The 24,498-nt window shown below is 64.8% G+C and carries 23 protein-coding genes and 4 tRNA genes; 16 read left to right on the plus strand and 11 right to left on the minus strand.

The window, feature by feature from the left end:
* Window positions 1–4: 4 nt before the first annotated feature.
* Window positions 5–1,774 carry a M14 family metallopeptidase gene (locus KT882_RS03570; protein ID WP_228894436.1) on the plus strand — a complete coding sequence of 590 codons (1,770 nt, stop codon included), beginning with the start codon at window positions 5–7 and terminating at the stop codon, window positions 1,772–1,774.
* Window positions 1,775–1,788: 14 nt separating this feature from the next.
* On the opposite strand, the gene KT882_RS03575 is transcribed toward KT882_RS03570, so the two are convergent.
* The 8 genes from KT882_RS03575 to KT882_RS03610 form a co-directional block, all read right to left on the minus strand.
* Window positions 1,789–2,124, minus strand: coding sequence for a hypothetical protein (locus KT882_RS03575; protein ID WP_161071509.1), 336 nt, complete (start codon window positions 2,122–2,124; stop codon window positions 1,789–1,791).
* A 9-nt stretch (window positions 2,125–2,133) separates the two neighbouring features.
* Window positions 2,134–3,099, minus strand: a complete 966-nt coding sequence (locus KT882_RS03580; protein ID WP_228894445.1) for an acyl-CoA desaturase — start codon at window positions 3,097–3,099, stop codon at window positions 2,134–2,136.
* 13 nt (window positions 3,100–3,112) lie between these two features.
* Complete coding sequence (locus tag KT882_RS03585; protein WP_161071507.1) at window positions 3,113–3,439, minus strand: ArsR/SmtB family transcription factor; 327 nt, start codon at window positions 3,437–3,439, stop codon at window positions 3,113–3,115.
* A 119-nt stretch (window positions 3,440–3,558) separates the two neighbouring features.
* Entirely contained in the window at window positions 3,559–3,840 is a 282-nt protein-coding gene (locus tag KT882_RS03590) for a type II toxin-antitoxin system RelE/ParE family toxin (protein WP_161071506.1), read from the minus strand.
* Window positions 3,830–4,063: a ribbon-helix-helix domain-containing protein gene (locus tag KT882_RS03595; protein ID WP_161071505.1), complete on the minus strand. Its 234-nt coding sequence runs from the start codon at window positions 4,061–4,063 to the stop codon at window positions 3,830–3,832. Before KT882_RS03595 ends, KT882_RS03590 begins: the two co-directional genes overlap by 11 nt.
* A 73-nt stretch (window positions 4,064–4,136) precedes the next feature.
* Entirely contained in the window at window positions 4,137–5,063 is a 927-nt protein-coding gene (gene ttcA, locus KT882_RS03600; RefSeq protein WP_228894447.1) for a tRNA 2-thiocytidine(32) synthetase TtcA, read from the minus strand.
* Window positions 5,063–5,461: a dihydroneopterin aldolase gene (locus tag KT882_RS03605; protein WP_161071503.1), complete on the minus strand. Its 399-nt coding sequence runs from the start codon at window positions 5,459–5,461 to the stop codon at window positions 5,063–5,065. Before KT882_RS03605 ends, ttcA begins: the two co-directional genes overlap by 1 nt.
* Window positions 5,462–5,493: 32 nt before the next feature.
* A complete protein-coding gene (locus tag KT882_RS03610) occupies window positions 5,494–6,276 on the minus strand; it encodes an SDR family oxidoreductase (RefSeq protein WP_161071502.1) in 783 nt (260 codons plus the stop codon).
* Between the two features lie 33 nt (window positions 6,277–6,309).
* Between KT882_RS03610 and KT882_RS03615 the strand changes: the two genes are divergently transcribed.
* Both KT882_RS03615 and KT882_RS03620 read left to right on the plus strand, forming a co-directional pair.
* On the plus strand, window positions 6,310–7,464 hold the full coding sequence (locus tag KT882_RS03615) for a class I SAM-dependent methyltransferase (protein WP_228894448.1): 1,155 nt from the start codon (window positions 6,310–6,312) through the stop codon (window positions 7,462–7,464).
* A gap of 122 nt (window positions 7,465–7,586) precedes the next feature.
* A complete protein-coding gene (locus KT882_RS03620; RefSeq protein WP_228894450.1) occupies window positions 7,587–8,579 on the plus strand; it encodes a J domain-containing protein in 993 nt (330 codons plus the stop codon).
* A gap of 42 nt (window positions 8,580–8,621) precedes the next feature.
* On the opposite strand, the gene KT882_RS03625 is transcribed toward KT882_RS03620, so the two are convergent.
* On the minus strand, window positions 8,622–9,581 hold the full coding sequence (locus KT882_RS03625) for an IS110 family RNA-guided transposase (protein WP_228892791.1): 960 nt from the start codon (window positions 9,579–9,581) through the stop codon (window positions 8,622–8,624).
* A gap of 227 nt (window positions 9,582–9,808) precedes the next feature.
* Window positions 9,809–10,315: a chemotaxis protein CheW gene (locus KT882_RS03630; RefSeq protein ID WP_161071499.1), complete on the minus strand. Its 507-nt coding sequence runs from the start codon at window positions 10,313–10,315 to the stop codon at window positions 9,809–9,811.
* Between the two features lie 195 nt (window positions 10,316–10,510).
* On the opposite strand from KT882_RS03630, the gene KT882_RS03635 reads away from it, so the two are divergent.
* The 4 genes from KT882_RS03635 to KT882_RS03650 all read left to right on the plus strand — a co-directional run bounded on the left by KT882_RS03635 (window position 10,511) and on the right by KT882_RS03650 (window position 16,681).
* Window positions 10,511–12,100, plus strand: a complete 1,590-nt coding sequence (locus KT882_RS03635; RefSeq protein WP_228894452.1) for a DUF3369 domain-containing protein — start codon at window positions 10,511–10,513, stop codon at window positions 12,098–12,100.
* A 181-nt stretch (window positions 12,101–12,281) separates the two neighbouring features.
* The gene (locus KT882_RS03640) at window positions 12,282–13,973 is read left to right on the plus strand and encodes a response regulator (RefSeq protein WP_228894454.1); all 1,692 of its coding nucleotides are present in this window, start codon (window positions 12,282–12,284) and stop codon (window positions 13,971–13,973) included.
* A gap of 67 nt (window positions 13,974–14,040) precedes the next feature.
* Entirely contained in the window at window positions 14,041–15,588 is a 1,548-nt protein-coding gene (locus KT882_RS03645; RefSeq protein ID WP_228894456.1) for an HDOD domain-containing protein, read from the plus strand.
* Between the two features lie 88 nt (window positions 15,589–15,676).
* Entirely contained in the window at window positions 15,677–16,681 is a 1,005-nt protein-coding gene (locus KT882_RS03650) for a hypothetical protein (protein WP_161071496.1), read from the plus strand.
* A gap of 33 nt (window positions 16,682–16,714) precedes the next feature.
* Here KT882_RS03650 and KT882_RS03655 read toward each other — a convergent pair whose 3' ends face one another.
* The gene (locus tag KT882_RS03655) at window positions 16,715–20,041 is read right to left on the minus strand and encodes an EAL domain-containing protein (protein WP_228894458.1); all 3,327 of its coding nucleotides are present in this window, start codon (window positions 20,039–20,041) and stop codon (window positions 16,715–16,717) included.
* A 233-nt stretch (window positions 20,042–20,274) separates the two neighbouring features.
* On the opposite strand from KT882_RS03655, the gene KT882_RS03660 reads away from it, so the two are divergent.
* The 9 genes from KT882_RS03660 to rplA all read left to right on the plus strand — a co-directional run bounded on the left by KT882_RS03660 (window position 20,275) and on the right by rplA (window position 24,305).
* Window positions 20,275–20,358, plus strand: a tRNA-Tyr gene (locus KT882_RS03660).
* A 49-nt stretch (window positions 20,359–20,407) separates the two neighbouring features.
* Window positions 20,408–20,481 (plus strand) — tRNA-Gly (locus KT882_RS03665).
* 38 nt (window positions 20,482–20,519) lie between these two features.
* Window positions 20,520–20,594: transfer RNA gene (locus KT882_RS03670), tRNA-Thr, on the plus strand.
* Between the two features lie 82 nt (window positions 20,595–20,676).
* A complete protein-coding gene (gene tuf / locus KT882_RS03675; protein WP_161071440.1) occupies window positions 20,677–21,867 on the plus strand; it encodes an elongation factor Tu in 1,191 nt (396 codons plus the stop codon).
* A gap of 74 nt (window positions 21,868–21,941) precedes the next feature.
* Window positions 21,942–22,017: transfer RNA gene (locus KT882_RS03680), tRNA-Trp, on the plus strand.
* A 36-nt stretch (window positions 22,018–22,053) separates the two neighbouring features.
* Complete coding sequence (gene secE, locus KT882_RS03685) at window positions 22,054–22,437, plus strand: preprotein translocase subunit SecE (protein WP_161071494.1); 384 nt, start codon at window positions 22,054–22,056, stop codon at window positions 22,435–22,437.
* Window positions 22,437–23,051, plus strand: a complete 615-nt coding sequence (gene nusG, locus KT882_RS03690) for a transcription termination/antitermination protein NusG (protein WP_161071493.1) — start codon at window positions 22,437–22,439, stop codon at window positions 23,049–23,051. The genes secE and nusG overlap by 1 nt, the downstream gene beginning before the upstream one ends.
* A 124-nt stretch (window positions 23,052–23,175) precedes the next feature.
* On the plus strand, window positions 23,176–23,607 hold the full coding sequence (rplK, locus tag KT882_RS03695) for a 50S ribosomal protein L11 (protein ID WP_161071492.1): 432 nt from the start codon (window positions 23,176–23,178) through the stop codon (window positions 23,605–23,607).
* Between the two features lie 2 nt (window positions 23,608–23,609).
* A complete protein-coding gene (gene rplA / locus KT882_RS03700) occupies window positions 23,610–24,305 on the plus strand; it encodes a 50S ribosomal protein L1 (RefSeq protein ID WP_161071491.1) in 696 nt (231 codons plus the stop codon).
* Window positions 24,306–24,498 lie beyond the last annotated feature (193 nt).

The following is a 24,498-nucleotide window of genomic DNA, read 5'->3' on the forward strand; positions in this document are numbered from 1 at the left end:
ATACATGAAACGCCGCACCCTGCAGTTGACCCTGGCCCTGGCCTATTCCGCAGCTTTGCCCCTGGCGCACGCCGCGCCCGCGCTCACCACCGTCTCGGAGCGCTCCGGCTTCCAGCAGACCGGCCGCTACGAGGAAGTGCAGCGGCTGTGCAAGGCTTTCCAGCAGGCCTACCCCAAGCAAGTGCGCTGCTTCGAGTTCGGCCGCACGCCGGAAGGCCGGCCCATGCTGGCGCTGGCCGTCTCGCGCAGCGGCGCGCTGACGGCGGAGCAGGCGAAGAAGCGCGGCCTGCCGGTGCTGCTGGTGCAGGGCGGCATCCACGCCGGCGAGATCGACGGCAAGGACGCCGGCTTCCTGGCGCTGCGCGAGGCGCTCGAAGGCAAGGCCGCGCCGGGCGCGCTGGACAAGCAGGTGCTGCTGTTCGTGCCGGTGTTTAACGTCGACGGCCATGAGCGTTTCGGCGAATGGAACCGTCCCAACCAGCGCGGCCCGGTGGCGATGGGCTGGCGCACCACGGCGCAGAACTACAATCTGAACCGCGACTACGTGAAGGCCGACGCGCCGGAAATGCAGGCCATGCTGGCGCTGGTGAACGCCTGGGACCCGCTGGCCTATATCGACCTGCACGTGACCGACGGCGCCAAGTTCCAGCCCGACGTGTCCATCCAGGTGGAGCCGGTGCACGGCGGCGACGCGGCGCTGATGACGGCCGGCGTGGAACTGCGCGAGGCGGTGATGGCCGACCTGCGCAAAGAAGGTTCCGACCCCAAGCACTACTACATCTCCTTCGCCAAGACCGACGATCCGCAGTCCGGCTTTGAGGACAGCATGTCGGCGCCGCGCTTCTCGACCGGCTACTTCCCGCTGCGCAACCGCTTCGCCATGCTGGTGGAAACCCACTCGTGGAAAGACTATCCGACCCGCGTGCGCATCACGCGCAACACCATCGTGTCGCTGCTGTCGCAGGTAGCCGAGCACGGCGCCGAGTGGCGCAAGCTGGCGGCCGAGGCGGACGCGCGCGCGCTGAACCTGGGCAACCAGCTGGTGCCGCTCAGCTACCGCACCACCGACCGCACGCGGATGATACAGTTCGCCGGCTACGAATACACGCGCACGCCGTCCAGCGTGTCCGGCGCGCTGTGGACCCGCTACGACGAGAGCAAGCCGCAAATGTGGACCGTGCCGCTGCGCGACGAAGTGGTGCCCAACCTTCAGGTGGCGGCGCCGGCCGGCGGCTACCTGGTGCCGGCCGCGCAAGCGGCCATGGTGGCGGCCAAGCTGGCGCAGCACGGCATCGGCTACAAGGTGCTGAACGCGGACCTGGGCAAGGTCGAAGTGGAAGCCTTCCGCGCCGACAAGAGCAAATTCGGCGCGCAGTCCTTTGAAGGGCACCAGGCGCTGGCGGTGGAAGGCGCGTGGCGCAGGGAAGCGCGCGAAGTGGGCAAGGGCGCGCTGTTCGTGCCCATCGCGCAGGCCAAGTCGCGCCTTGTGATGGCCATGCTGGAACCGGAAAGCGCCGACTCGCTGCTGGCCTGGGGCGCGTTCAACAACGCCTTCGAGCGCAAGGAGTACATGGAGGAATACGTGGCCGAGGAAGTGGCGCGCGAACAGCTGAAAGACCCGGCCGTGGCGGCCGAGTTCAAGCGCAAGCTGGACAGCGACCCCGCCTTCGCCGCCAGTTCCGCGCAGCGCCTGGACTTCTTCGCCCGCCGCCACCCGTCGTGGGACGAGCGCTTCAAGCTGTACCCGGTGATGCGCAGCGCGGTGGCGCGTTAAGAGGTGCGCTAATCTCAGGCGCTCGTATCGATACGGGCGCCTTTTTTATGATCGGCCTTCTGCATTTCTTCCTGCACCAGCTGGCCGATCTTCTCCTCGAAGCTCTTGCGCTGTTCCGGCGGCATGGCCGCCAGGTCCTCCTCGCTTATGCCCAGCTTTTTCAGCAGCGCATCGCGCATGCGTTCGGCGGGCGTCATCTTCATATACGCCTCCAGCTCGGCCACCGGATTCGTCTTCGCCGCCGCGCCGCCCATGGCGCCGTCCAGCGCCGCCTGGAAATCGCCGCCGGCCATTTTCTTGACGAACTCCAGCTTGCCCTGCACTGCGTTGGAATTGGTATCGACCTTCATGGCATATCCTTAAGTTGAGATAGTGCCCATGAGCGGAGGGGCGATGCAAGGGGAATGCTGCAGCGTGTCCAGTTTGCGCAGTTCGGGGCGGTGCTGCAACTGGTGCGGGAGGCGCAGGTCCCATGCCAGTCCAGTGCGGCGCAGCACCAGCAAGGTCCACCAGCCCGGGTCCCATTCGCCGGCATACAGGCCGAGGCACGCAGAACCCGGATAGGCGTGATGGTTGTTGTGCCAGCACTCGCCCATGGTCAACAGGGACACGAAGCGGATGTTGTGGCCTTGCACGGCCGCGCCATAGACTTCCGAATGCATGGGGCCGTGGTTGTGCGCGAAATAGCCTATCAGCCAGTGGCCGAAGATGCCTGCCGTGATGCGTGCACACACGCCCCAGACGACGAAACTCCAGCCGCCGATGGCGTAGAGCGCCAGGGCGGGAGGCAGCTGCTGCAGCATCCAGGTGCGCTCCAGGAAGCGGTAGAAGCGGTTGTTCTCGATGGACGGCTCCAAATGGATGGCGGGCAGCGTGTCGAGCGCCAGGTCGCAGTGGATCTGCCACCAGCCGTCGCGCCAGAAGCTGCGGCCGTGGCGCAGGTAATCGTGGCAGTCCGGCATGCGCTGCGCGTAGTCGCGCAGTTCGTGCTGGCGCAGCAGGCCAAGCGGGCCTGCCAGGCCGACCTGTACGCCGCAATAGACCAGCGTGTACTCCAGCCATTTCGGGCATTGGAAGCTGTTGTGTATCAGCTTGCGGTGGCTGCCCAGTGAATGGCCGAACAGCAGCGCAAAGGCGGTGGCGGCGAGGAAGAGGGCGAATGCGGTCCAGGAAAAAGTGGCGATGCCACCGATCAGTGCGGCGCCCGCCATGCCGCTGAACCACAGAGACTTGAGCGGCGCGTAGCGCACCGTGCCTCCGATGACGCCTGCGGGATCCGCGCTGCGGACGCGGTGCTGTTTCAGGCTGTCTGGTATCGAAGGCATGCGTTTCTCCCGTCTAGACTTTCCGGTTGCGCCGGTTGGCGGCGATGGCGGCGGACTCGCGCTTGAGCGGCCTGCCTGCCGGGCATAGCTCCAGCGCATAGCTGGTCAGCGTGTTGGCGACGTTGTCCGCTGTGAGCTTGTAGAACACGAACTGGCCTCGCCGTTCGCTGCTGATCAGCCCCGCGTTTTCCAGCACCGACAGGTGGCGCGAAATCGCCGGTGCGCTCATCTCGAAGCGCGCCGCCAGTTCGGACGTATTCATCTCGGCCTCGGCCAGGTAGGCCAGGATTTTGCGGCGTGGCGCCGATGCCAGCGCTTCAAATACTTTATCCAGGGACATTATTTAATTAGATAATTAACGAATTTGTTAATATATTGTGCCGTCGAAAATGAGATGTCAAGAAAATTGTGTGGAGTAGCCGGTTGTTGAGGCAGGCAGTTTTGGGCGCCAATTGAGCGCTATTTGGGCTTGCGTGCGACGTGGCGGATGTTGAGGATCTCGACCGCTTGGTCGGTGACGCGGTACGTGAGTTGATAGTTTGGATGGACAAGCAGGATGCGGCGCTTGTTGTGGGCGGCTTTGCCAAGCGCGGGGTACTGGCGCAATTGCTCAGTTTTTTGTTTTACTCTTCGGGCGAATCGCTGCGCGGCAGCTGGGTTATCCTGGGCTATGCGCGCAAGAACCTGCTCCAGGCTCTTAACGGCAAGAGGCGTCCATTCAAGTTCGGGTTCATGCGCCATATCGGGCGAATACTTCCCGAACTTCTTCTTTGGACGCAAATTCCTTGCGATCGGCTTGTTGCTCGGACGCTTGCAGTTCCAGCATCTCGGGGAGATGGCAGTCCAGGTATTCTTGCAGTGCCAGTTGCATGATGCTGCTCTCGGACTGGCCGGTCAGTTCGGCCAGCTGGGCCAGCTGCTGCTGCAAAGTTTCGGGGAGTGAGCTTGCTACTGGGGCGTCCATGGTGTGCTCCTGGTTTGACAACCGATTGTACGCCTTGCCGTAACATCGGCAAGGCGTGGCGGTTTGATGCAAATCAGAGCGGCTGCAGCGGGATGATGCCGGGCGCGGTGCTCGGCGTGGAGCAGGGCTCCTCGTCGAAGGCGATGTCGCCCAGCGGGTTGGCCAGGCCGTCGGCCTTGATGTCCTGGAAGCCGAACAGGTCGCGGTCCATCAGGTGCGAGGGCACCACGGTCGACAGCGCCGAGAAGATGTTGTCCACGCGGCCTGGATGCTTCTTGTCCCATTCGCGCATCAGGTTCTTGATCTGCTTGCGCTGCAGGTTTTCCTGCGAGCCGCACAGGTCGCACGGGATAATCGGGAAGCCTTTCACTTCGGCGTAGCGCTCGGTGTCCGCTTCCTTCACGTAGGCCATCGGGCGTATCACCATGTGCTTGCCGTCGTCCGACACCAGCTTGGCCGGCATGCCCTTCAGTTTGCCGCCGAAGAACATATTCAGGAAGAAGGTTTCCAGGATGTCGTCGCGGTGGTGGCCCAGGGCGATCTTGTTGCAGCCCAGCTCGTCGGCCACGCGGTACAGGATGCCGCGGCGCAGGCGCGAGCACAGCGAGCAGGTGGTCTTGCCTTCCGGGATCAGGCGCTTGACGATGCTGTAGGTGTCCTGGTTTTCAATGTGGTAGGGGATGCCCAGCTTTTCCAGGTAGGCCGGCAGGATGTCGGCCGGGAAGTTGGGCTGCTTCTGGTCCAGGTTGACGGCCACGATCTCGAAATTGATCGGCGCGCGCTCGCGCAAGGTCATCAGGATGTCCAGCAGCGCGTAGCTGTCCTTGCCGCCGGACAGGCAGACCATGACCTTGTCGCCGTCTTCGATCATGTTGAAGTCGCCGATGGCCTGGCCCACCAGGCGGCACAGGCGCTTGTGCAGCTTGTTGTTTTCCAGCGCGATCTTTTCGGCCGACTTTCCTGCTGGCGCGGCGGCCAGGTTTTCCATCACTGCGTTCATTACACGTCATCCTTAATACGGAACACTTCCACGCCCACGCCTTCGCAATCCGGGTAGACGTCCGGCTTCATGGTCGACACGCGCGCGGCGCGCACGCGCGGGTGCGCCAGCATGGCTTGCACCACGTCGTCGCACAGGGTTTCCTGCAGGTGCACATGGCCCTCGGCCATGCGGCGCGCGATGGTCTCGCGCATGAAGTCGTAGTCCACCACCTCGTGCAGCTCGTCGGCCGTCGGGGTCGACAGCGCCAGCGGGATATACAGGTCCACATTGATCAGGACGCGCTGCTCGCCCTTCTTCTCGAAATCGTGCACGCCGATGTTGATCAGCACTTCGTAGTTGCGCAGGAACAGGCGGCGGCAGTCTTGGAGCCGGGGGTGGGTCAGGGCGGACAGCATGGTTGAGCTTTCAGTATAAAGAGTATAAATAATTATTTCGCGAGGAACATCACGTCGCGCGGCGAAGCCTGCAGGTGCTGGCCGCCGTCGACCAGCAGCGTGCTGCCGGTCAGCGCGCGCGCGCCGGCCGCGTACAGCACGGCGGCCACGATGTCCTCCGGCGTGCTGGAACGGCCCAGCGGCGTTTGCGTATGCGCCTTGGCGAAGCCGTCCTCGCTCTGTTCGCCGGACACCAGCGTGATGCCGGGCGCTATGCCGGCCACGCGCACTTTCGGCGCCAGTTCCTGGGCCAGCATGGTCGTGGCCGTGTGCAGCGCGGCCTTGGACAAGGTGTAGGACAGGAAGTCGGGATTGAGATTGTACAGTTTTTGGTCGAGCAGATTCAAAACCACGGCCTGGGCGCCGTCCGGCGTGGCCGCGTGCAGCGCCTGCGCCAGCAGGATGGGCGCGGCCACATTGGCCGCCATGTGCTCGGCCAGCCGCGCCTGGGTGAAGCTGGCCGCGCTGTCGTAGTCGAACAGCGAGGCGTTGTTGACCACGCAGGATACCTGTCCCAGCACGCTGACGGCCTGCGGCAGCAGGCGCCGCACGGCCGCCTCGTCGGCCAGGTCGCAGGGCAGGGCGATGGCGCGCCGGCCCATGGCGGCGATCTGCGCCACCACCTGCTGCGCCTCGGCCAGCGAGTGGCGGTAATGCACCGCCACGTCCCAGCCGGCCTGCGCCATGCCCAGCGCGATGGCGCGGCCGATGCGGCGCCCGGCGCCGGTCACCAGCGCCACCGGGGCCGGCGCCGCCGTGTTGTCTGCCTGTGTCATGAATAGTTCCATCGAATTGTTTAAAATGCCGGGATGAGCTTACCCGCACCCACTAGCGACGCGCTGGCCGCGTCCCACGCCCTGCAGCACCTGATCGCCGCCGAAATCGAGCGCGCGTCCGGCGCCATCCCCTTCACCCGCTTCATGGAACTGGCCTTGTACGCGCCCGGCCTGGGCTACTACAGCGGCGGCGCCGCCAAGCTGGGCAAGGATGGCGATTTTACAACCGCCCCCGAGCTGACGCCGCTGTTCGGCGCCACGCTGGCCCATGTGGCAGCCGCTATTATCGCTCAAAGCGCGCCCCGCATCCTCGAGTTCGGCGCCGGCACCGGCAAGCTGGCCTTCGACATCCTGACCGAGCTGAAGGCCGCCGGGATAGAGCTGGAGCAATACGCGATTGTGGAACTGTCCGGCGAGCTGCGCGCGCGCCAGCAGGCGCTGCTGGGCGGTTTCCCGCAGGTGGTATGGCTGGACGCGCTGCCCGAGCGCTGGGACGGCGCCGTGTTCGGCAACGAGGTGCTGGACGCCATGCCGGTGCAGCTGGTGCGCAAGACCGCCGGCGGCTGGCGCGAACTGTACGTCACCATCCAGGACGGCGGCTTCGCCTACGAGGAACAGCCCATGAGCGCCGAGCTGCAGCGGCAGCTGGCCAGCCAGGTCGGCGCCGAGCAGGAAGCCGAGCTGCCGGACGGTTATGAAACCGAGCTGCACGGCACCGCCTGCGGCTTCATGGCTACCCTGGGCCGCATGCTGGCCCAGGGCAGCGGCGCCGCCGTGCTGCTCGACTACGGCTTCCCCGGCCACGAGTACTATCTGGACCAGCGCGACAAGGGCACGCTGATGTGCCACTACCGCCACCACGCCCACGCCGAGCCCTTCTACCTGCCCGGCCTGCAGGACATCACCGCCCACGTGGACTTCACCGCCGCCGCCGTGGCCGCGCAGGACGCGGGCGCCGACGTGCTGGCCTATATGAACCAGGCCGCTTTCCTGATCGGCGCCGGCGTGGGCGAGCTGCTGCTGCGCACCGATCCGTCCGACGCTATGGCATATTTGCCACAGGCCAATGCTTTGCAGAAACTTGTGTCGCCGGCCGAGATGGGCGAGCTGTTTAAGGTGTTGGTCATAGGAAAGAATGTGGAATTGCCAGCCCAGCTGGCCGCCGCCGATCGCAGCCACCGGCTCTGATTGCGCGAATTGCACCGCTTTTCGTCGGCTGTTTGATGGGTTTGACGGCCCGGAATCAGCTATGATGGTCGATTCAGCGCGGCCACCCGTCGCGGCGCGCTTGTCGAAAAGTTAACGGAACGATGGGAAAGATACACACTCACTATGACAACCTGAAAGTGGCGCGCATGGCGCCGCAGGAAGTCATACGTGCCGCCTACAAGGCGCTCAGCCAGAAATACCACCCGGACAAGAATCCGGGCGACGAAAAGGCGGCGCGCATCATGGCCATCCTCAACAGCGCCTATGGCACGCTGGCCGATCCACAGCGCCGCAAGGAGCATGACGAGTGGATCGCGGCCGAGGAATGGGAAATCGAATGGCTGGAAAGCACGCGCCACGAGGACGGCCATAAGGCGCCCCGGCACGCGGGACCGGAGCATGCCTGGCCGGAACATATGGACGAACCGCGCGCGGTGCGTTCGGGCTGGCGCCGCAACTGGAAATGGGGCGTGGCGCTGGGCCTGAGCCTGGTGGTGGGCTGGGTGGGCGGCGTGGTGTCGGCCGGCCAGCCGCGCCTGCAGGCGGTGCTGGCCGCAGCGCTGGGCAGCAAGAGCGAACTGAGCGCGGCGGCGGGCACGACCGGGCCGGCGCCGTCCGCCACCCCGGCGCCGGCCGCCAGGGCCGAAGCCAGGAACGATCCGCTGGCCGACAGCTGGGCCGTCGCCAAGCCTTACGCGACCGAAAGCGGCGTGCTGCGCGCGCCGCTGATCAAGGTGGTGGCGCTGTCGCAGGTGGTGCTGCCGGGCACGGCCACCGCCGCCCCGGCCGATTGCGACGCCGACGCGCCCGCGCTGGCCGCGCCCAACGGCGAAGCCTGGCCGGCGCAGTCCGGCTACGTGGCCGGCTTCCCGGTCAGCAACAAGGGCGAGGACATGCAGCTCACGCTGGACAACGCCGGCAACGACTCGGCCGTGTTCATCAAGGTCTACGACCTGGAGCGCAAATCCAATGTGCGCTACGCCTACGTGCTGGCGCGCGACACCTGGGTGGTCGACAAGCTGGCCAGCGGCAAGTACGAAATCCGCTACCAGAACATCGACCCATCCGCCGACAAGACCAACTGCAGAAAGTAGGGCGTGTAGGGCGTGTAGGGCGTGTAGATACTGTTATGCCGGTCAAGCGTTTTGAAGCTCCTGATTGAATGGTTTGCCAGATTTTAAGACGCCGAAAGCAACGTGGACGAGCTTGCGCATCATGGCGCCGATCACCAGCTTGGCCGGCTTGCCTGCTGCTTGTAGGCGGGTGCGGAACTGGCGCCCCCAGTCGGTGCGGTACAGCGCCACCATAGCCGGCATGTACAGATTTTTGCGCAGATGCGCGTGGCCGATCTTGGACATCCGGGGCCGCTGCTTCACGCTTGATCCGGACTCATGTTGGCGCGGATCGAGGCCTGCAAAGGCGGCAGCCTGCCGACCGTTGTCGAAGCGCCCGGCATGCATGCCATAGGCCAGCAGTAACGCAATGGTATTGTCCCCGACACCGGGAATGGTATCGAGTAAGTCGCGTCTGCCGCGCATGTCGGGATCGTCGTTGATGTGATCACGTACGCGCTTGCGCAGCTGTTTAATCTGCTCGCCGAGCCAGGCAATATGCTGTTCGATATCGGCCCGGACCGATTCGCGCGCCACGTCCAGGCGGTTCGTTTCCTGCGTCTGCATGGCCAGCAGCGCATCCAGGCGCAGCACCATCGCTTTCAATTCCTGTTCGCTCAGCGGCGGCGGCTGCCATGCTTCCGGACCATGCTTGGCGCAGAACTCGGCAATGACCTTGGCGTCGACCTGGTCGGTCTTGGTGCGCACCAGCTGCGCCTGGGAAAACGCCTTGATCTGGGCCGGATTGACGACACTGACGCGGTAGCCCCGACGGGCAAAGAACTCCGCGATCGCCTCCCAATAGACGCCAGTGGCCTCCATGCAGATATGGGGCAACCCGTCCGTATGACTCTGCAGCCACGCTTCCAGTTTGGCAAAGCCAGCCTGGGTGTTTTCTACAACTTTCGCACGGTGTTTGCCCGTTTCCAGGCGCAGTGCGCAATCGACCTTCAATTTGGCGACATCTATACCAAGACACAACATTACTCTTCTCCTGATCAACCTTGCAAATGCGGGCTCACGGCACGCCGGGCCAAAGATACTGTTCGATCTTTAATGGAATAAGAGCAACTGCTGCGAAATCTACATCACGGTCTTGGCGACCAAGGGCGGGTACGGCATCCAGTTGCTCTGCCCCGACGTTCCGTTTTCGGGGCAGATGGAATAATACAAGGGCGGGTTAGGCGCCTAGCGCCGTAACCCGCCGTGCGTCACGGCTGCAAACTCTCAATCAGCCCCATCTCCGGGCTGGACATCAGCGTATCGATATCGACCAGTATCAGCATGCGCTCGTCTATGGTGCCCAGCCCGAGCACATACTCGGTGCTGAAAGCCGTACCCATTTCCGGCGCCGGCTTGATCTGTTCCGGCATCAGTGTGGTCACGTCCGACACGCTGTCCACCACCATGCCCACCACGCGGCCCTTGATGTTGAGAATGATCACGACGGTAAAGTCGTCATACACCGGCTCGCCCAGGTGGAACTTGATGCGCATATCCACCACCGGGATGATGATGCCGCGCAAATTAATCACGCCCTTGATAAATTCCGGTGCGCTGGCGATGCGCGTGACCGCCTCATAGCCCCGGATCTCCTGCACCTTCAGGATGTCGATGCCGTACTCTTCCTTGCCTAGCTTGAAGGCCAGGAACTCGCGGCCGTCGCTGTCGCTGCCGGGGTTGCTGGCGGTATTGGTGTTGTTGGCGGCGTCTTGCATGGTGGCTCCTTCGCATGAGGGGTTTTATCAGGGTAGCCGTTTTCCGGGGCATTTGCTATTGTTGGAAAACGGACGGCGGCACCGTTGGCGGGGGTTGTCAGGCTGGCAAATTCTGATTATGCTGGGAACCAGACGGCGCGCGCCGCGAGAGCCGCGCGCGCAAACCGCGCAGCCTCGCGCGACCTTGGAGAATGTATGACCGATTCAAACGCCTCAGACGACAACTGGCTGCTCGACGAGGACGATGAGGAAGTGGCGCCGGCCGGCTTGCCGGCGCCGGACCAGCGCCTGTGGCGCGTGCTGATAGTCGACGACGATGTGGACGTGCATGCGGTCACCCGTTTGGCGCTGCGCAATGTCAGCTTCAAGGGCCGCGAGCTGGAGCTGTTCTCCGCCTACAGCGGGCGCGAAGCCTACGACATCCTGCGCGACACCCCCGACATTGCCCTGGTGCTGCTCGACGTGGTGATGGAAACCGACGATGCCGGCCTGCTGCTGGCGCGCCGCATCCGCGAGGAACTGCACAACGCCATCGTGCGCGTGGTGCTGCGCACCGGCCAGCCCGGCCAGGCGCCCGAGCAGCGCGTCATCATCGAATACGACATCAACGACTACAAAGCCAAGACCGAGCTGACCACGCAGAAGCTGTTCACCACGGTCATCTCCGCGCTGCGCGCCTACGAGAGCCTGAACATGCTCGAGCGCAGCCGCGTGGGCCTGGGCAAGATCCTGGCCGGCGCCACCAATCTGTACCAGATCCACTCGCTGCGCGAGTTCGCCTCGGGCGTGCTGAACCAGGTGTCCGCCATCCTGGACGTGGGCGCCGACGGCGTGCTGTGCCTGATGCAGGGCGACACCGGCCCGGCCACCGTGGTGGCCGCCACCGGCGGCTATGCGCCGCTGGCCGAGAACGAGCGCATGCCGTCCGAGCATCCGCTGTGGCCGGCCATCGCCAAGGCCTTCTCCGAAAAGAAAAGCCAGTTCGAGCATCCGGCCAACGTGCTGTTCATCCACACCCAGGACCGGGAAGTGGCGATCTCCGTCACGCCGCCGTGGCCGCTGGCGCAGATCCAGCGCGACCTGCTGGAAGTGTTCTGTCAGCGTATCGCCGCCGCCTTCGACAACCTGTACATGTTCGGCCAGCTGCGCAAGGCGCAGGAGGCCACCGTGGTAGCGCTGGCCGACCTGGCCGAGTTCCGCGACAGCGGCACCGGCGGCCATGTGCGCCGCGTGCAGGCGCTGTCGACCGCCATCGCCGCGCGCATGAAGGAGCGCGGCGTCTACGAGGACGAACTGACCCCGCAGCTGCTCGACATGATAGGCCTGGCCAGCATCCTGCACGACGTGGGCAAGGTGGCGACGCCGGACCATATCCTGCTCAAGCCGGGCCTGCACACGCCCGACGAGCGGGTGCAGATGCAGACCCACGCCAACGTCGGCCGCACCATCCTGGAACGCGCCGCCAATATGGTCGACGGCGTCAGCTATCTGACTTATGGCGCCGAGATCGCCGGTGCGCACCACGAGCATTTCGACGGTGCCGGCTATCCGAACGGCCTGAAAGGGCGCGCTATTCCCATTTCCGCCCGCATCGTGGCGGTGGTGGACGTGTTCGACTCCCTGCTGCACGAGCGCCCGTACAAGGAACCGTGGCCCTACCCTGAGGTGATGACCTACATCAAGGCTCGCAGCGGCAGCCAGTTCGACCCCGAAGTGGTGCTGGCGCTGCTGGACGTGATCGAGCGGGATCCGGAACTGGGCCAGCAGCCACCGTCCGCGAAATAAGACATCCGCTGCGGCATTGTGGCGGGTTGGCCCCGCTGCAATGCCGCATTTTCAGGGGAATGTCACAGATTCTCACACTTCCGTAATATACTTTGCCTACAGGCAGTCTGCCGCCGCATCCCTGCGCGCCGCTGCCATCACGTGCGCCTCGCCCATGCGCAGACGGATTGCGGAAAGAATAATGAATCAGCCTATGGGTTTCACCGCGGGGCGGGCCAGCCAGCCTGCACGCCTTACAGCCGGCCTTGCAGCCGGCGTCAGCGCGCTCACCATCGAGCCGCATCCCGGCATGCGTGCCAGCCTGCACAATATGCTCAACCTGTGCGGCGTGACCCGGATCGAGGACGCCAGCAGTTCCGGTCAGGCCATCCGCATGCTTTCCAGCAAGACTTACGACATCGTGCTGTGCGAATACTGCCTGGACGGTGGCCAGGACGGCCAGCAGATGCTGGAGGACCTGCGCCACCACCGCCTGATCCAGCCCGCCACGCTGTTTTTCATGGTCACCGGCGAGGGCCAGTTCAACAAGGTGGTCAGCGCCGCCGAGCTGCAGCCCAACGACTACATCCTGAAACCTTTCACGGCCGACAATATGCTGGAGCGCATCGCGCGCGCCTTCGACAAGCGCCAGGCGCTGTCCGGCATCCACCAGCTGGTGGCGCTGGGCGACCAGCGCGGCGCCATCGCCGCCTGCCTGGACGGCGAGCAGCAGCAGCCGCGCTACGTGGCCGACTTCCAGCGCCTGCGCGCCGAGCTGCACATGGAGCTCGGCGAGCCGGAACTGGCCGAACCCATCTACGCGGAGCTGTACGCCAGCAAAAACATCCACTGGGCGCGGCTGGGCCAGGCCAAGTGCCTGTTCCTGCAAGGCCTGCACAGCGAGTCGCAGGCCATGCTGGGCGCGCTGGTGGAGCAGAACAAGCGCTTCCTGGACGCCTATGACTGGCTGGCGCGCACCCACGAGGTGGGCAGCGACTGGAGCGGCGCGCAAGCCGTGCTGAGCGAGGCGGTGGAGCTGTCGCCGCACGCCGTGCGCCGTTTGCGCAGGCTGGGCGAGGTGGCGCTGGAGGCGGGCGACCTGGACGCCGCCGAGCAGGCCTGGAAGCAGGTGGTCAGCAAGGCCCGCTATTCCGAATTCCGCGACCCCGAGGACCACGCGCGGCTGGTGTCCACGCTGGTGCGCAAGGGCGATCCGGTGCAGGCTGCCGCCGTCATCCGCGACCTGGACAAATCGCTGGCCGGGCTGCGCAACACGGCCGTGTGCAGCGCCATCTCCTCGGCCATGCTGCACGAGTACACCGGCAACCAGACGCGGCTGGACGAATCCATCCAGTTCGCGCTGGCCGGCTGCCGCCGCGCCACCGGCCTGTCCAACGACTTGCGGCTGGACCTGGCGCGCACCTGCCTGGAAGGCGGCAAGCCGGAGCAGGCCGCCGAAGTGCTGCGCGGCGTGATGCGCAATGCTGGCAACCCCGCCGCCATGGCCAAGGCCATGCGCGTGCTGGAGGACGCGGGGCAGGGCGAGCTGGCGCAGCAGCTGGCGGCGGAAAGCCGGCAGGAAGTGGTGGACATGGTGGCCGTGGGCGCCGCGCGCGCCAAGGAAGGCGACTACAAGGGCGCCGTCGAGCTGATGATGGAGGCGGTGGCCAAGCTGCCCGACAACGGCCAGGTGGTCTTCAACGCGGCCGTGGCGGTGCTCAAATGCCTGGAGAACACCGGCTGGGACGGCACCCTGGGGCAGGACGCGCTGAACCTGATCGCCAGCGTGCGGCGGCTGGACCCGTCCAACCCCAAGCTGGGCGCGTTGTCCGCCCTGCACCAGGACATATTGAAGAAATACAACATCCGGGCCGGACGGCTGGCGGCAATCTGACGCTCCGCGGCGCGCGCGGCGCTACAATGGCTTGCCGCCCTGATAGGGCATAGCTGGATACCGCACCATGCCGTCTGCTTCGCCGCCCCCATCGTCCGCCAGCCTCGACACGCGCCCCGTGCGCGGTCCCCTGCTGAAAAAGCTGTGCAGCGACGAGGGCGTGTTCGCGCTGGGCGTGTCGGTTGCGCGCGTGGTGCAGCTGGTGGACTCGGACGAGGGCGGCACCCAGGAACTGGCCTACTACGTGCTGTCGGACGCCGCGCTGACGCAGAAAGTGCTGCGCATCGCCAACACGCCGCGCTACCGCACCGTGGGCGGCATCGCCGTCACCACCATCTCGCGCGCCATTTCCCTGCTCGGCTTCGACAACGTGAAGACCACCGCGCTGGCCATGCTGCTGGTGGACACGCTGGCCAACAGCAAGCACGCGCAAAGCGTGCGGGTGGAGCTGGAGGCGGCGCTGTGCGCCAGCCTGATCGGGCGCGAGCTGGCGCGCCTGTCGGCCTACCAGGGGGCGGAGGAAGCCTCCATCGGCGCCCTGTTCAAGAATATCGGCCCGCTGCTGATCGCGTCCCAGCATCACGAGCGCTACCGCGAGATCAATGTGCTGGTGGCGGGCGGTGCGCACAGCATCAGCCAGGCCTCGCAGATGATACTGGGCAGCACCTACGACACGCTGTCGGCCGCCATCCTCAACGAATGGAAGATCCCGGACGTGATCGTGCGCTCCATCGGCGCGCTGCCGCCGGCGCCGGTGCAGAAGCCGCCGCCGAACCGGCAGGACTGGGTGCGGCTGGTGGTCTCCTTCAGCATGGACGCGGCGCGCGCGCTGGTGCGCCCGGGCGGGCTGGCGGACGACGTGCTCAAGGCCCTGTTCGAGCGCTACGGCGCGGCGCTGGGACTGGAGCGGCAGCGGATGGCGGAGATGCTGGGCGCGATACGCGGCGAGATGGACGAGCTGCTGGACACGCTGCAGCTGCAGCCGGCGCCGCCGCCGGCCGAGGAGAGCGCCGAGGGCCTGCCCAATGTGCTGCTGCTGGCCACCATGGACGCGGGCGGCAAGCTGCCCGAAGGCCAGCACGCCAGCGGCAAGCCCTACAACGCGCGCGAGCAGCTGCTGGCGGGCGTGCAGGAAGTGGCGCAGATGCGCGCGGCGGGGCGCTGCAAGGTCAACGAGGTGATCCAGGCGGTGCTCGAAACCCTGTACCGCAGCATGGGTTTCCGCTACGCCACCGTGTGCCTGAAGGACGCGCGCGCAGGCACCTTCCGGGCGCGCATCGCGTTCGGCGAAAAACACGCCGCGCGCATGGCCGAGTTCGCGTTTCCGATGGCGCCCGGCAGCGACCTGTTCCACCTGGCCATGCAGAACGACGCCGACCTGATGATCGCCGACGCCAGCACGCCGAAAATCCGCGACCTGCTGCCGGCCTGGCACCGCAAGCTGCTGCCGGACGCGCGCAGCTTCATCGTGCTGCCGCTGGTGGTGCAGGGCGTGCAGCTGGGCCTGTTCTACGCCGACCGCAGCGAGCCGGCGCCCGAAGGCGTGCCGCCCGACGAAACCTCGCTGATCCGCGCCCTCAAGGGCCAGGTGCTGGTGGCGCTGACGCCGTCCTGAGTCCGGCCTTTACCAGAATTTACCAAAATTAACTAACCGAAAAGGTTTCGCCGTGGAATGATGGCGCAAATCGTCACGGGGAGTGTGTGTGAAAGGTCGTCTGCAATTCGCTAATTTCCAATTCAAGCCTGCCGTCCGGCGCCGGCTGCTGCCGGCGCTGCAATTGTCCGTTTGCGCGGCGGCAGCGGCGGCGCAGCCAGCGCCCACCGGGGCGCTGGACCAGGCCTGCAGCCTGGCCGCCGCCGGCGCCGCAGCCGTGCCCGGCATTGCCGTGACCGTGGCGCCCGGCGCTGTGGGCGATCTGCCGTATGCCGAGGCGCGTTCGGCGGCGACAGGCGCTACGGCCAGGATTTATTTCGAGCCCGCGCTGGCCCAGGGCGTGGAGTCCAAGGCCGCGTGCTACCTCGGCCTGCTGGACCTGCTGGCTCCCGTCATTCCCGACGCGCGCCGGGACGTGCACTGGTCGGCCATGACCATCACCACCAAGCCGGATTATGTGGCTCCCAAGACCGGCGAGGCGCGCTGGCTGAATGTGTTCCGCTCGGCCGCCTGGGACGAAGCCGCGCTGCATTTCCTGATCGGGGTGATGCCCCACGAGCAGGTGCACTTCAGCCAGTCCCGCGCCGCCTTCAAACTGCCGCGCTGGTTCCAGGAGGGGCATGCGGAATGGGCGGGCCTGCAGGTCACGCGCCAGGTGCGGCCCGACATGGCCGAGCAGCGGCGCGCCGGGCTGGCCGCCGAGCGCGCAAAGCTGGACGCGCCCCATCTGGGCGCCTGGGGCGGCATGCGTGTCCGTCCGGAGGCAATAGAACGCCAGATGAGCAGCGAGGAACGCGCCCTCAAGGCGAAAGATCCGTCCTATGTGCCGAAAGGGCCGTTCAAATTCGGCCCCGGCGACTTCGTGCAGGACATGTCCGACGTGGAGGGCCTTTACGGTGCGGCGCTGGCGCTGTTCGACGGCCTTGAAAGCCGCCATGGCCGCGCCGCCGTGCAGGAATGGATCAGCGCCGTGCTGGCGTCCGGCGACGCCAGCCGCATCCTCCCGCTGGCGCAGGAGAAGCTGGGCGAGGACATCGCGCCCCTGCTGCGCTAGCGCTTCCTCAGCTTGCCGTGACCGTCGGGCGGGTTAGCTGGGGGCGCCGAGCTCGGCGTAACCCGCCATGCCGGCGCGCGCCAGCGCCTCAAACTGCTCCACCGGCACCGGCCGGGCGAACAGATAGCCCTGCGCTTCCTCGCAGCCTTTGCTGCGCAGGAACTCGCGCTGGGCCGCCGTTTCCACGCCCTCGGCCACCACCGCCAGCCCCAGCGAATGGGCCAGCGCGATGGTGGCGGCGACGATCACCGCGTCGTTCGGGTCGGTCTCGATGTCCTTCACAAAGCCCCGGTCGATCTTGATGCGGTCCAGCTCGAACAGCTTCAGGTAGCTCAGCGAGGAGTAGCCGGTGCCGAAGTCGTCGATGGCCACCTTCAGCCCGCGCGAGCGCAGTTCGCGCAGCAGCTTGCGGCTGTGCTCGGGATCCTGCATGGCGGCCGATTCGGTGATCTCCAGCTCCAGCAGGGCGGGGTTGATGCCGCTCTCGGCCAGCAGCCGGTCCAGCTGCGGCAGCAGCGCGCTGCCGTGGCATTGCCGCGCCGACAGGTTGACCGCCAGCCGCAGATGGCCCAGGCCGCCGTCCCGCCACAGCTGCAGCCGTTCCACGGCGCGCCTCAGCACCCAGTCGCCCAGCGGCAGTATCAGGCCCGATTCCTCGGCGATGGGGATAAAGCGGTCCGGCCCCACCATGCCCAGCTCGGGATGGTGCCAGCGCAGCAGCGCCTCGGCGCCGATCACGCCGCCGCCCTCCAGTTCCACCTGCGCCTGCAGGTAGAGCTCGAATTCGTTTTGCTCCAGCGCCTGCCACAGCCGGCTTTCCAGCAGCAGCCGTTCATGCGTGGCGGCGTTCATCGAAGGCGAGAAGAACTGGAAATTGCCCCGGCCCTGGCTCTTGGCGGCGTACATGGCGGTGTCGGCGTGGCGCAGCAGCGTGGGGGCGTCGCCGCCGTCGGACGGGAACATGGCCACGCCCACGCTGGCGCCGCTGTGGATGGTTTTCCCCTGCAGCACAAAGGGCGCGCTGAGCGCGTCGACGATGCGCACCGCGATCTGGCTGGCGCTGTCCGGCGTAATCGGGTTGCCGGGTGCGCTGCCCGCCAGGACGATGAATTCATCGCCGCCCAGGCGGGCGATGGAGTCGATTTCGCGCAGCAGTTCGCGCAGCCGGTTGGCCACGCCGATCAGCAGCAGATCGCCCACCTGGTGGCCGTGCGTGTCGTTGATTTTCTTGAAGTGGTCGAGGTCGATGAACATCACCGCGCCGCTGCCCTGGCTGCGGCGCGCCTGGGCCAGCAGCTGGTCCAGGCGCAGGTTCAGCGACAAGCGGTTGTCCAGCCCCGTGAGCGGGTCGTGGTGGGCCAGGCGGTGGATGCGCTCCTGCGCGCGTTGCTGCTCGGTCAGGTCGTGCAGGATGGCGACGAACAGGTGCTCGTCCGGCAGCTCGACCTCGCTCACCGACAGCGCCAGCGGGAAGGCGCTGCCGTCGCTGCGCCAGCCGGTGGCTTCGTGCTCGTGGGTCACGCCGCTGGCGACCGCGCGCAGCAGGCCGGAGGCGGTCTCGCCTTCGGCCAGCGGCAGCAGATGCTCCAGGCGCAGGCCGGGCATTTGCTCGGGCGCGTAGCCGAACAGGCGCCCGGCCGCGCCGTTGGCCGACACCAGCGTGCCGTCGCTGGCGATGGTGAGGATGGCGTCGGCCGCCTTGTCGAGGATGGCCTGCAGGCGCGCTTCGCGCTCGCGCAGGCGGCGCGTGGCGTCCTTCACCTGGTCCTGGATCAGCGCGCGCTCGCCCGAGATCAGCAGCATCATGCCGCCCAGCAGCGCCGTCAGCAGCAGGCCGCAGGTCAGCACGGTCCAGCTCTGCCAGCCGCGCTGGGCCGCCGCGTAGTCGGCCGTGGGCGCCGCGGTCAGCAGGTAGTCGCGGCCGCCGAAGCGCAGGCGGCGCTGCACCTGCGCCGCCGCACTTGCCGCCGCGCCGTCCGCCGCGCCCCGCACGGAAGGCGGAAGGTGGTCGTACAGGGTGCGCGGCTGCGCGGCGCTCGCGTCCTGCAGGCGCACCTGCATGGCCGGGAAGTTCACCTGCGCGATGGCGCGTTCGATGTAGGAGTCCGCATGGATGGAGATCAGCAGCATGCCTATGGTGCTGGCGGCGTCGCCCGGCGCCTGCACGGCCTGCAGCAGGATCAGGCCGTTCTTCTCTGCATGGCGGAACAGCGAGATGGGAGCGCTGACCGAGGGCTGGCCGCTGCGCAGCGCCTGCCGCACGGCCTCGGCGCGCACCGGCTCGCTGAGGAAGTCGATGCCGAGGTAGCGCCTGCTGCTGATGGGCTCGATATAGGTCGACACCATGTATTCCGGGCGTTCGCCGGCGCGCTGCATGCGGTGCTCGCCGCCGCCTTCGCGCACTTCGAAGGCGGGATCGATGGCCTGCTTGCCCCATTGTTCGTAAGCGGCGCGCTGCGCGCGGCCAATGGGCTTGAGCCAGCTCATGGACAGCAGCTCGGGGCGCTTGTCGAGATAGCCGGAGGCGAAATTGCTGAAGTCGCTCGCGGCGATTGCGCGCTGCGGGTCGTTGAGCGCCTTGGACATGGCGTAGATGAAGCGCTCGTGCTCGCTGAACTGGGCTTGCAGCAAGTCGCCCAGCTGCTGCGACTTGAGGCGGAAGGTTTGCAGCTGCTGCACGTTCTCCCAGTGTTCGACCTGGAAGTAGATGCCGACGAACACCGCGCTCGAGACCAGCAGCGGCAGGCCCGCCAGCCAGCGGCGGCGGCGCCACAGCGGGCGCGGCTGGCCGATGGCGATCCAGGTCAGCGGCGCGGCCAGCAGGATGCCGGTGGTGTCGCCCAGCCACCAGGTGAACCAGTTGACCGGCAGCGCGGCCGGGGGCAGCGTGCCGAGCAGGCCGTTGCCGCCTATCGCCACCGTGCAGCTGACCAGGGCCAGCAGCGGCGCCAGCAGCATAAAGCCCAGCACGTCGCGTCCGCGCCCCAGCGCCGGCTGCACCGCGCGCCGCAGCACCAGCATGGCCACCCAGGCTTGCAGGGTGGCGCCGGCGCCGGCGGCCAGTGCGGCCAGCAGGGCCAGTCCCGAAGGCCAGCCCGGCGCGGCGGCGCTGCCCAGCGGCAGCAGGTTGACCAGCACCGCGCCCAGCGCCACCGCCGGCAGCAGGCGCGGCCCCAGCGTAAACACCGTGGCCAGGGCGATGCCGGCCGGCACGAACAGCGGGCTGGCGTAGGCTGCGCCCAGCGCCATCTCCAGGCCCAGGCGGCCGGCGGCCAGATAGGCCAGCAGCAGGGCGGCGTTGGCCAGCAGCAGGGAGCGCCGGCGGGAGGAGGGGGCTGGGGGAAAGGCGTGTGCTTGCAAAATCGGCTGCTCCAGTCGGGGCCAGTTCCGGCGCATCGGACGAGTGCGTCAAGATGTCGATTCTATAAGAAATCATTCAACTTAAAAACAACACTTGCACAATCACATTCTTGTGATTACAATCTCGCCCCGAAGCAGACGAAACATCGCAGCTTGCAGAAAATGAAGTCGAAAAATTCTGCAGACAGTGTTGACAAGTCAAAGAAGTTGCTTCATACTCTGCGGTTCCTCGCGGAGGGGTGGCCGAGTGGTTAAAGGCGACAGACTGTAAATCTGTTCTTTCGAGTACGCTGGTTCGAATCCAGCCCCCTCCACCAAGTTTTTGCAAGAAAACTGAGTGATAGCAGTGAAGATGATCTAAACCTCGCGGGTGTAGCTCAATGGTAGAGCAGAAGCCTTCCAAGCTTACGACGAGGGTTCGATTCCCTTCACCCGCTCCAGTTAGCTTGCATCTATGTGGTACATCGCAACAAATAAAGCCCTTTTAGCTCAGTGGTAGAGCACTCCCTTGGTAAGGGAGAGGCCACGTGTTCAATCCACGTAAAGGGCACCAGAATTCGCAGTATCAAGCAAGCAGCATCCTCAAGCAGTCGGGCGCGTGCCCTGCACACTTATCAAATTGTTAGGAGTCTAAAATGGCAAAAGGTAAATTCGAGCGGACTAAACCGCACGTGAACGTCGGCACCATCGGTCACGTTGACCATGGCAAGACCACCCTGACGGCTGCAATCGCTACCGTTCTGTCGAAGAAATTCGGCGGCGAAGCCAAAGCATACGACCAGATCGATGCTGCTCCAGAAGAAAAAGCACGCGGCATTACCATCAACACCGCCCACGTTGAGTACGAGACCGCATCGCGTCACTACGCTCACGTTGACTGCCCAGGCCACGCCGACTACATCAAAAACATGATTACCGGTGCAGCGCAGATGGACGGCGCGATCCTGGTTTGCTCCGCAGCTGACGGCCCAATGCCACAGACCCGCGAGCACATCCTGCTGGCCCGCCAAGTTGGCGTTCCATACATCGTTGTGTTCCTGAACAAGTGCGACCTGGTCGACGACGAAGAGCTGCTGGAACTGGTTGAGATGGAAGTGCGCGAGCTGCTGTCGAAATACGAGTTCCCAGGCGACGACCTGCCGATCATCAAAGGTTCGGCACGTAAAGCACTGGACGGCGACACCGGTCCTCTGGGCGAAGTAGCCATCATGGCTCTGGCCGACGCACTGGACAGCTACATCCCTACGCCAGAGCGCGCAGTGGACGGCGCCTTCCTGATGCCAGTGGAAGACGTGTTCTCGATCTCGGGCCGCGGCACCGTGGTGACCGGTCGCGTTGAGCGCGGTATCATCAAGGTCGGCGAAGAGATCGAAATCGTTGGTATCACCGACACCGTGAAAACCACCTGCACCGGCGTGGAAATGTTCCGCAAGCTGCTGGACCAGGGTCAGGCCGGCGACAACGTTGGTCTGCTGCTGCGCGGCACCAAGCGTGAAGACGTACAGCGTGGTCAGGTTCTGGCGAAGCCAGGCTCGATCAAGCCGCACAACCACTTCACCGGCGAGATCTATGTTCTGTCGAAAGACGAAGGCGGCCGTCACACCCCGTTCTTCAACAACTATCGTCCACAGTTCTACTTCCGTACCACTGACGTGACCGGTTCGATCGAACTGCCAGCGGACAAAGAAATGGTTATGCCAGGCGACAACGTGTCGATCACCGTTAAGCTGATCAACCCGATCGCTATGGAAGAAGGTCTGCGCTTCGCAATCCGCGAAGGCGGCCGTACCGTCGGCGCCGGCGTGGTAGCAAAAATCCTGGCCTAAGAATCTGCGCCAAGAACTAGCGCCCGACTGCAGTCGGGTGCTATAATTGCGGATTCACTGATCAAGTTTTACGTAGGGGCGTAGCTCAATTGGCAGAGCGTCGGTCTCCAAAACCGAAGGTTGGGGGTTCGAGGCCCTCCGCCCCTGCCACCGAATTCAGGTGCAGGGCACCGAAAGTAAAATAGAATGTCTAATCAATCCGTGCAAACCGTTAGCACGTCAAACGACAAGTTCAAAGTCGTGCTGGCTGTGGTTGCTGCGATTGCAGGCGTAGTCGGGTTCTTTTACCTGGCAGGTCAACCATCCCTGGTGCGGGCAGCTGCGCTAGTGGGTGGTTTGCTTATTTCCGCTGGCATCGCGTATACCTCGACCTCCGGCCGCGAATTCCTGAATTTCGCTAAAGAAGCCGTCCGCGAAACCAAAAAAGTCGTTTGGCCTACGCGCAAAGAAGCGACGCAAATCACGTTGATCGTGTTTGCCTTCGTATTGGTAATGGCTGTGTTCCTGTGGGGCACGGATAAGTTGCTGGAATTCCTGTTGTACGACGTGATTCTGGGTTGGAAACAATAATGAGCGAAAATGTGCAAGATGACGCGGCAGGCGAAGCAGTGCCGCCGCAAGAGGCTGGCGCAGCGCTGAGCGTACCGGTGAGCAACAAGCGCTGGTACGTCGTGCATGCTTATTCCGGCATGGAAAAAAGCGTCCAGCGCGCCCTGACCGAACGCGTCGAACGCGCCGGCATGCAAGAACAATTCGGCCAGATCCTGGTGCCCACCGAAGAAGTGGTGGAAGTCAAGAATGGCCAGAAGTCGGTCACCGAACGCCGTTTCTTCCCTGGCTACGTGCTGGTGGAAATGGAAATGACCGACGAAACCTGGCACCTGGTGAAAAACACCAGCAAGGTCACCGGTTTCATCGGCGGCAAATCGAACAAGCCGACCCCGATTCCTGCGCGCGAGATCGACAAGATCATGCAGCAAATGCAGGAAGGCGTGGAGAAGCCGCGTCCGAAAGTGCTGTACGAAGTGGGCGAGCAAGTCCGCATCAAGGACGGTCCGTTCACCGACTTCAACGGCAACGTGGAAGAAGTGAACTACGAGAAGTCCAAAGTGCGCGTCTCGGTCACCATCTTCGGCCGCGCCACCCCGGTTGAACTGGAATTCGGCCAAGTCGAAAAAGTTTAAGCCGCAGTTTTCTGTGGCTGGCGCCCCCCGGAGCGCGGCCTAGGCCAATCCGGACAAGAGGAGCCCTGCCATGTAAGTACCGGCGGGGCGCTACTACTCAAACCCAAAGATAGGAAGTGCCCAAATGGCAAAGAAAATCATTGGCTTTATCAAGCTGCAAGTGCCAGCCGGTAAAGCAAACCCATCCCCTCCAATCGGTCCAGCGCTGGGTCAGCGCGGTCTGAACATCATGGAATTCTGCAAAGCGTTCAACGCGCAGACCCAAGGTATGGAACCAGGCATGCCGATCCCAGTCGTGATCACCGCATTCGCCGACAAGTCGTTCACCTTCGTGATGAAGACCCCTCCAGCGACCTACCTGATCAAGAAGCACTCGGGTATCACCAAGGGTTCGCCGAAGCCACATACCGACAAAGTCGGTAAGCTGACCCGCGCCCAAGCTGAAGAAATCGCAAAACTGAAGACCCCGGACCTGACCGCCGCCGACATGGACGCAGCAGTGCGCACCATCGCTGGTTCCGCACGTTCGATGGGCATCACGGTAGAGGGCATCTAATCATGGCAAAACTGTCCAAACGCGCTCAAGCCATCAAGGCTAAAGTAGACCGTACCAAAGTGTACGCTTTCGACAACGCTGTCACCCTGATCAAAGAACTGGCGACCGCCAAGTTCAACGAATCGATCGACGTGTCGGTACAGCTGGGTGTGGATCCTAAGAAATCCGACCAGGTTGTGCGTGGTTCCGTCGTGCTGCCAGCTGGCACCGGCAAAACCGTCCGCGTAGCGGTATTCGCTTCCGGCGAAAAGGCTGAAGCTGCTAAAGCAGCCGGCGCCGACGTTGTTGGTATGGAAGACCTGGCCGAGCGCGTCAAAGCCGGCGACATGCCTTTCGACATCGTCATCGCTTCGCCAGACACCATGCGTATCGTTGGTACCCTGGGTCAGATCCTGGGCCCACGCGGCCTGATGCCTAACCCGAAAGTCGGCACCGTAACCCCTGACGTCGCTACCGCCGTGAAAAACGCGAAAGCCGGCCAGGTTCAGTACCGTACCGACAAGGCTGGTATCATCCACGCGACCATCGGCCGCAAATCCTTCGACGACGCCGATCTGAAGCGCAACCTGGTTGCCCTGATCGAAGCGCTGAACAAGGCCAAGCCGGCATCGTCGAAAGGCGTGTACCTGCGTAAAGTAGCGATCTCGTCGACCATGGGCGCTGGCGTCCGTGTTGACCACGCTACCCTGGCAGCGTAATAAAGAATCAAGTCCTTCGGCGCAAGCCGGAGGCGCATCTTTGGGCTGTCCGCTCCGGCGGGCAGGCAATCAAAGACCGTTGGGCCGGAGGCAGCAAGCAGGTTTCCGGTTAATTGCCGCAGGGCGCCCAACGCAGATGGTGTACCCGATCAAGTTTTGCAGTCCAGTGGACTCCTAACCTCGGACGCCGTTG

Origin of the sequence: Pseudoduganella aquatica, from assembly GCF_020865585.1 — a bacterium.
GTDB classification, from domain to species: Bacteria; Pseudomonadota; Gammaproteobacteria; order Burkholderiales; family Burkholderiaceae_D; genus Rugamonas; species Rugamonas aquatica_A.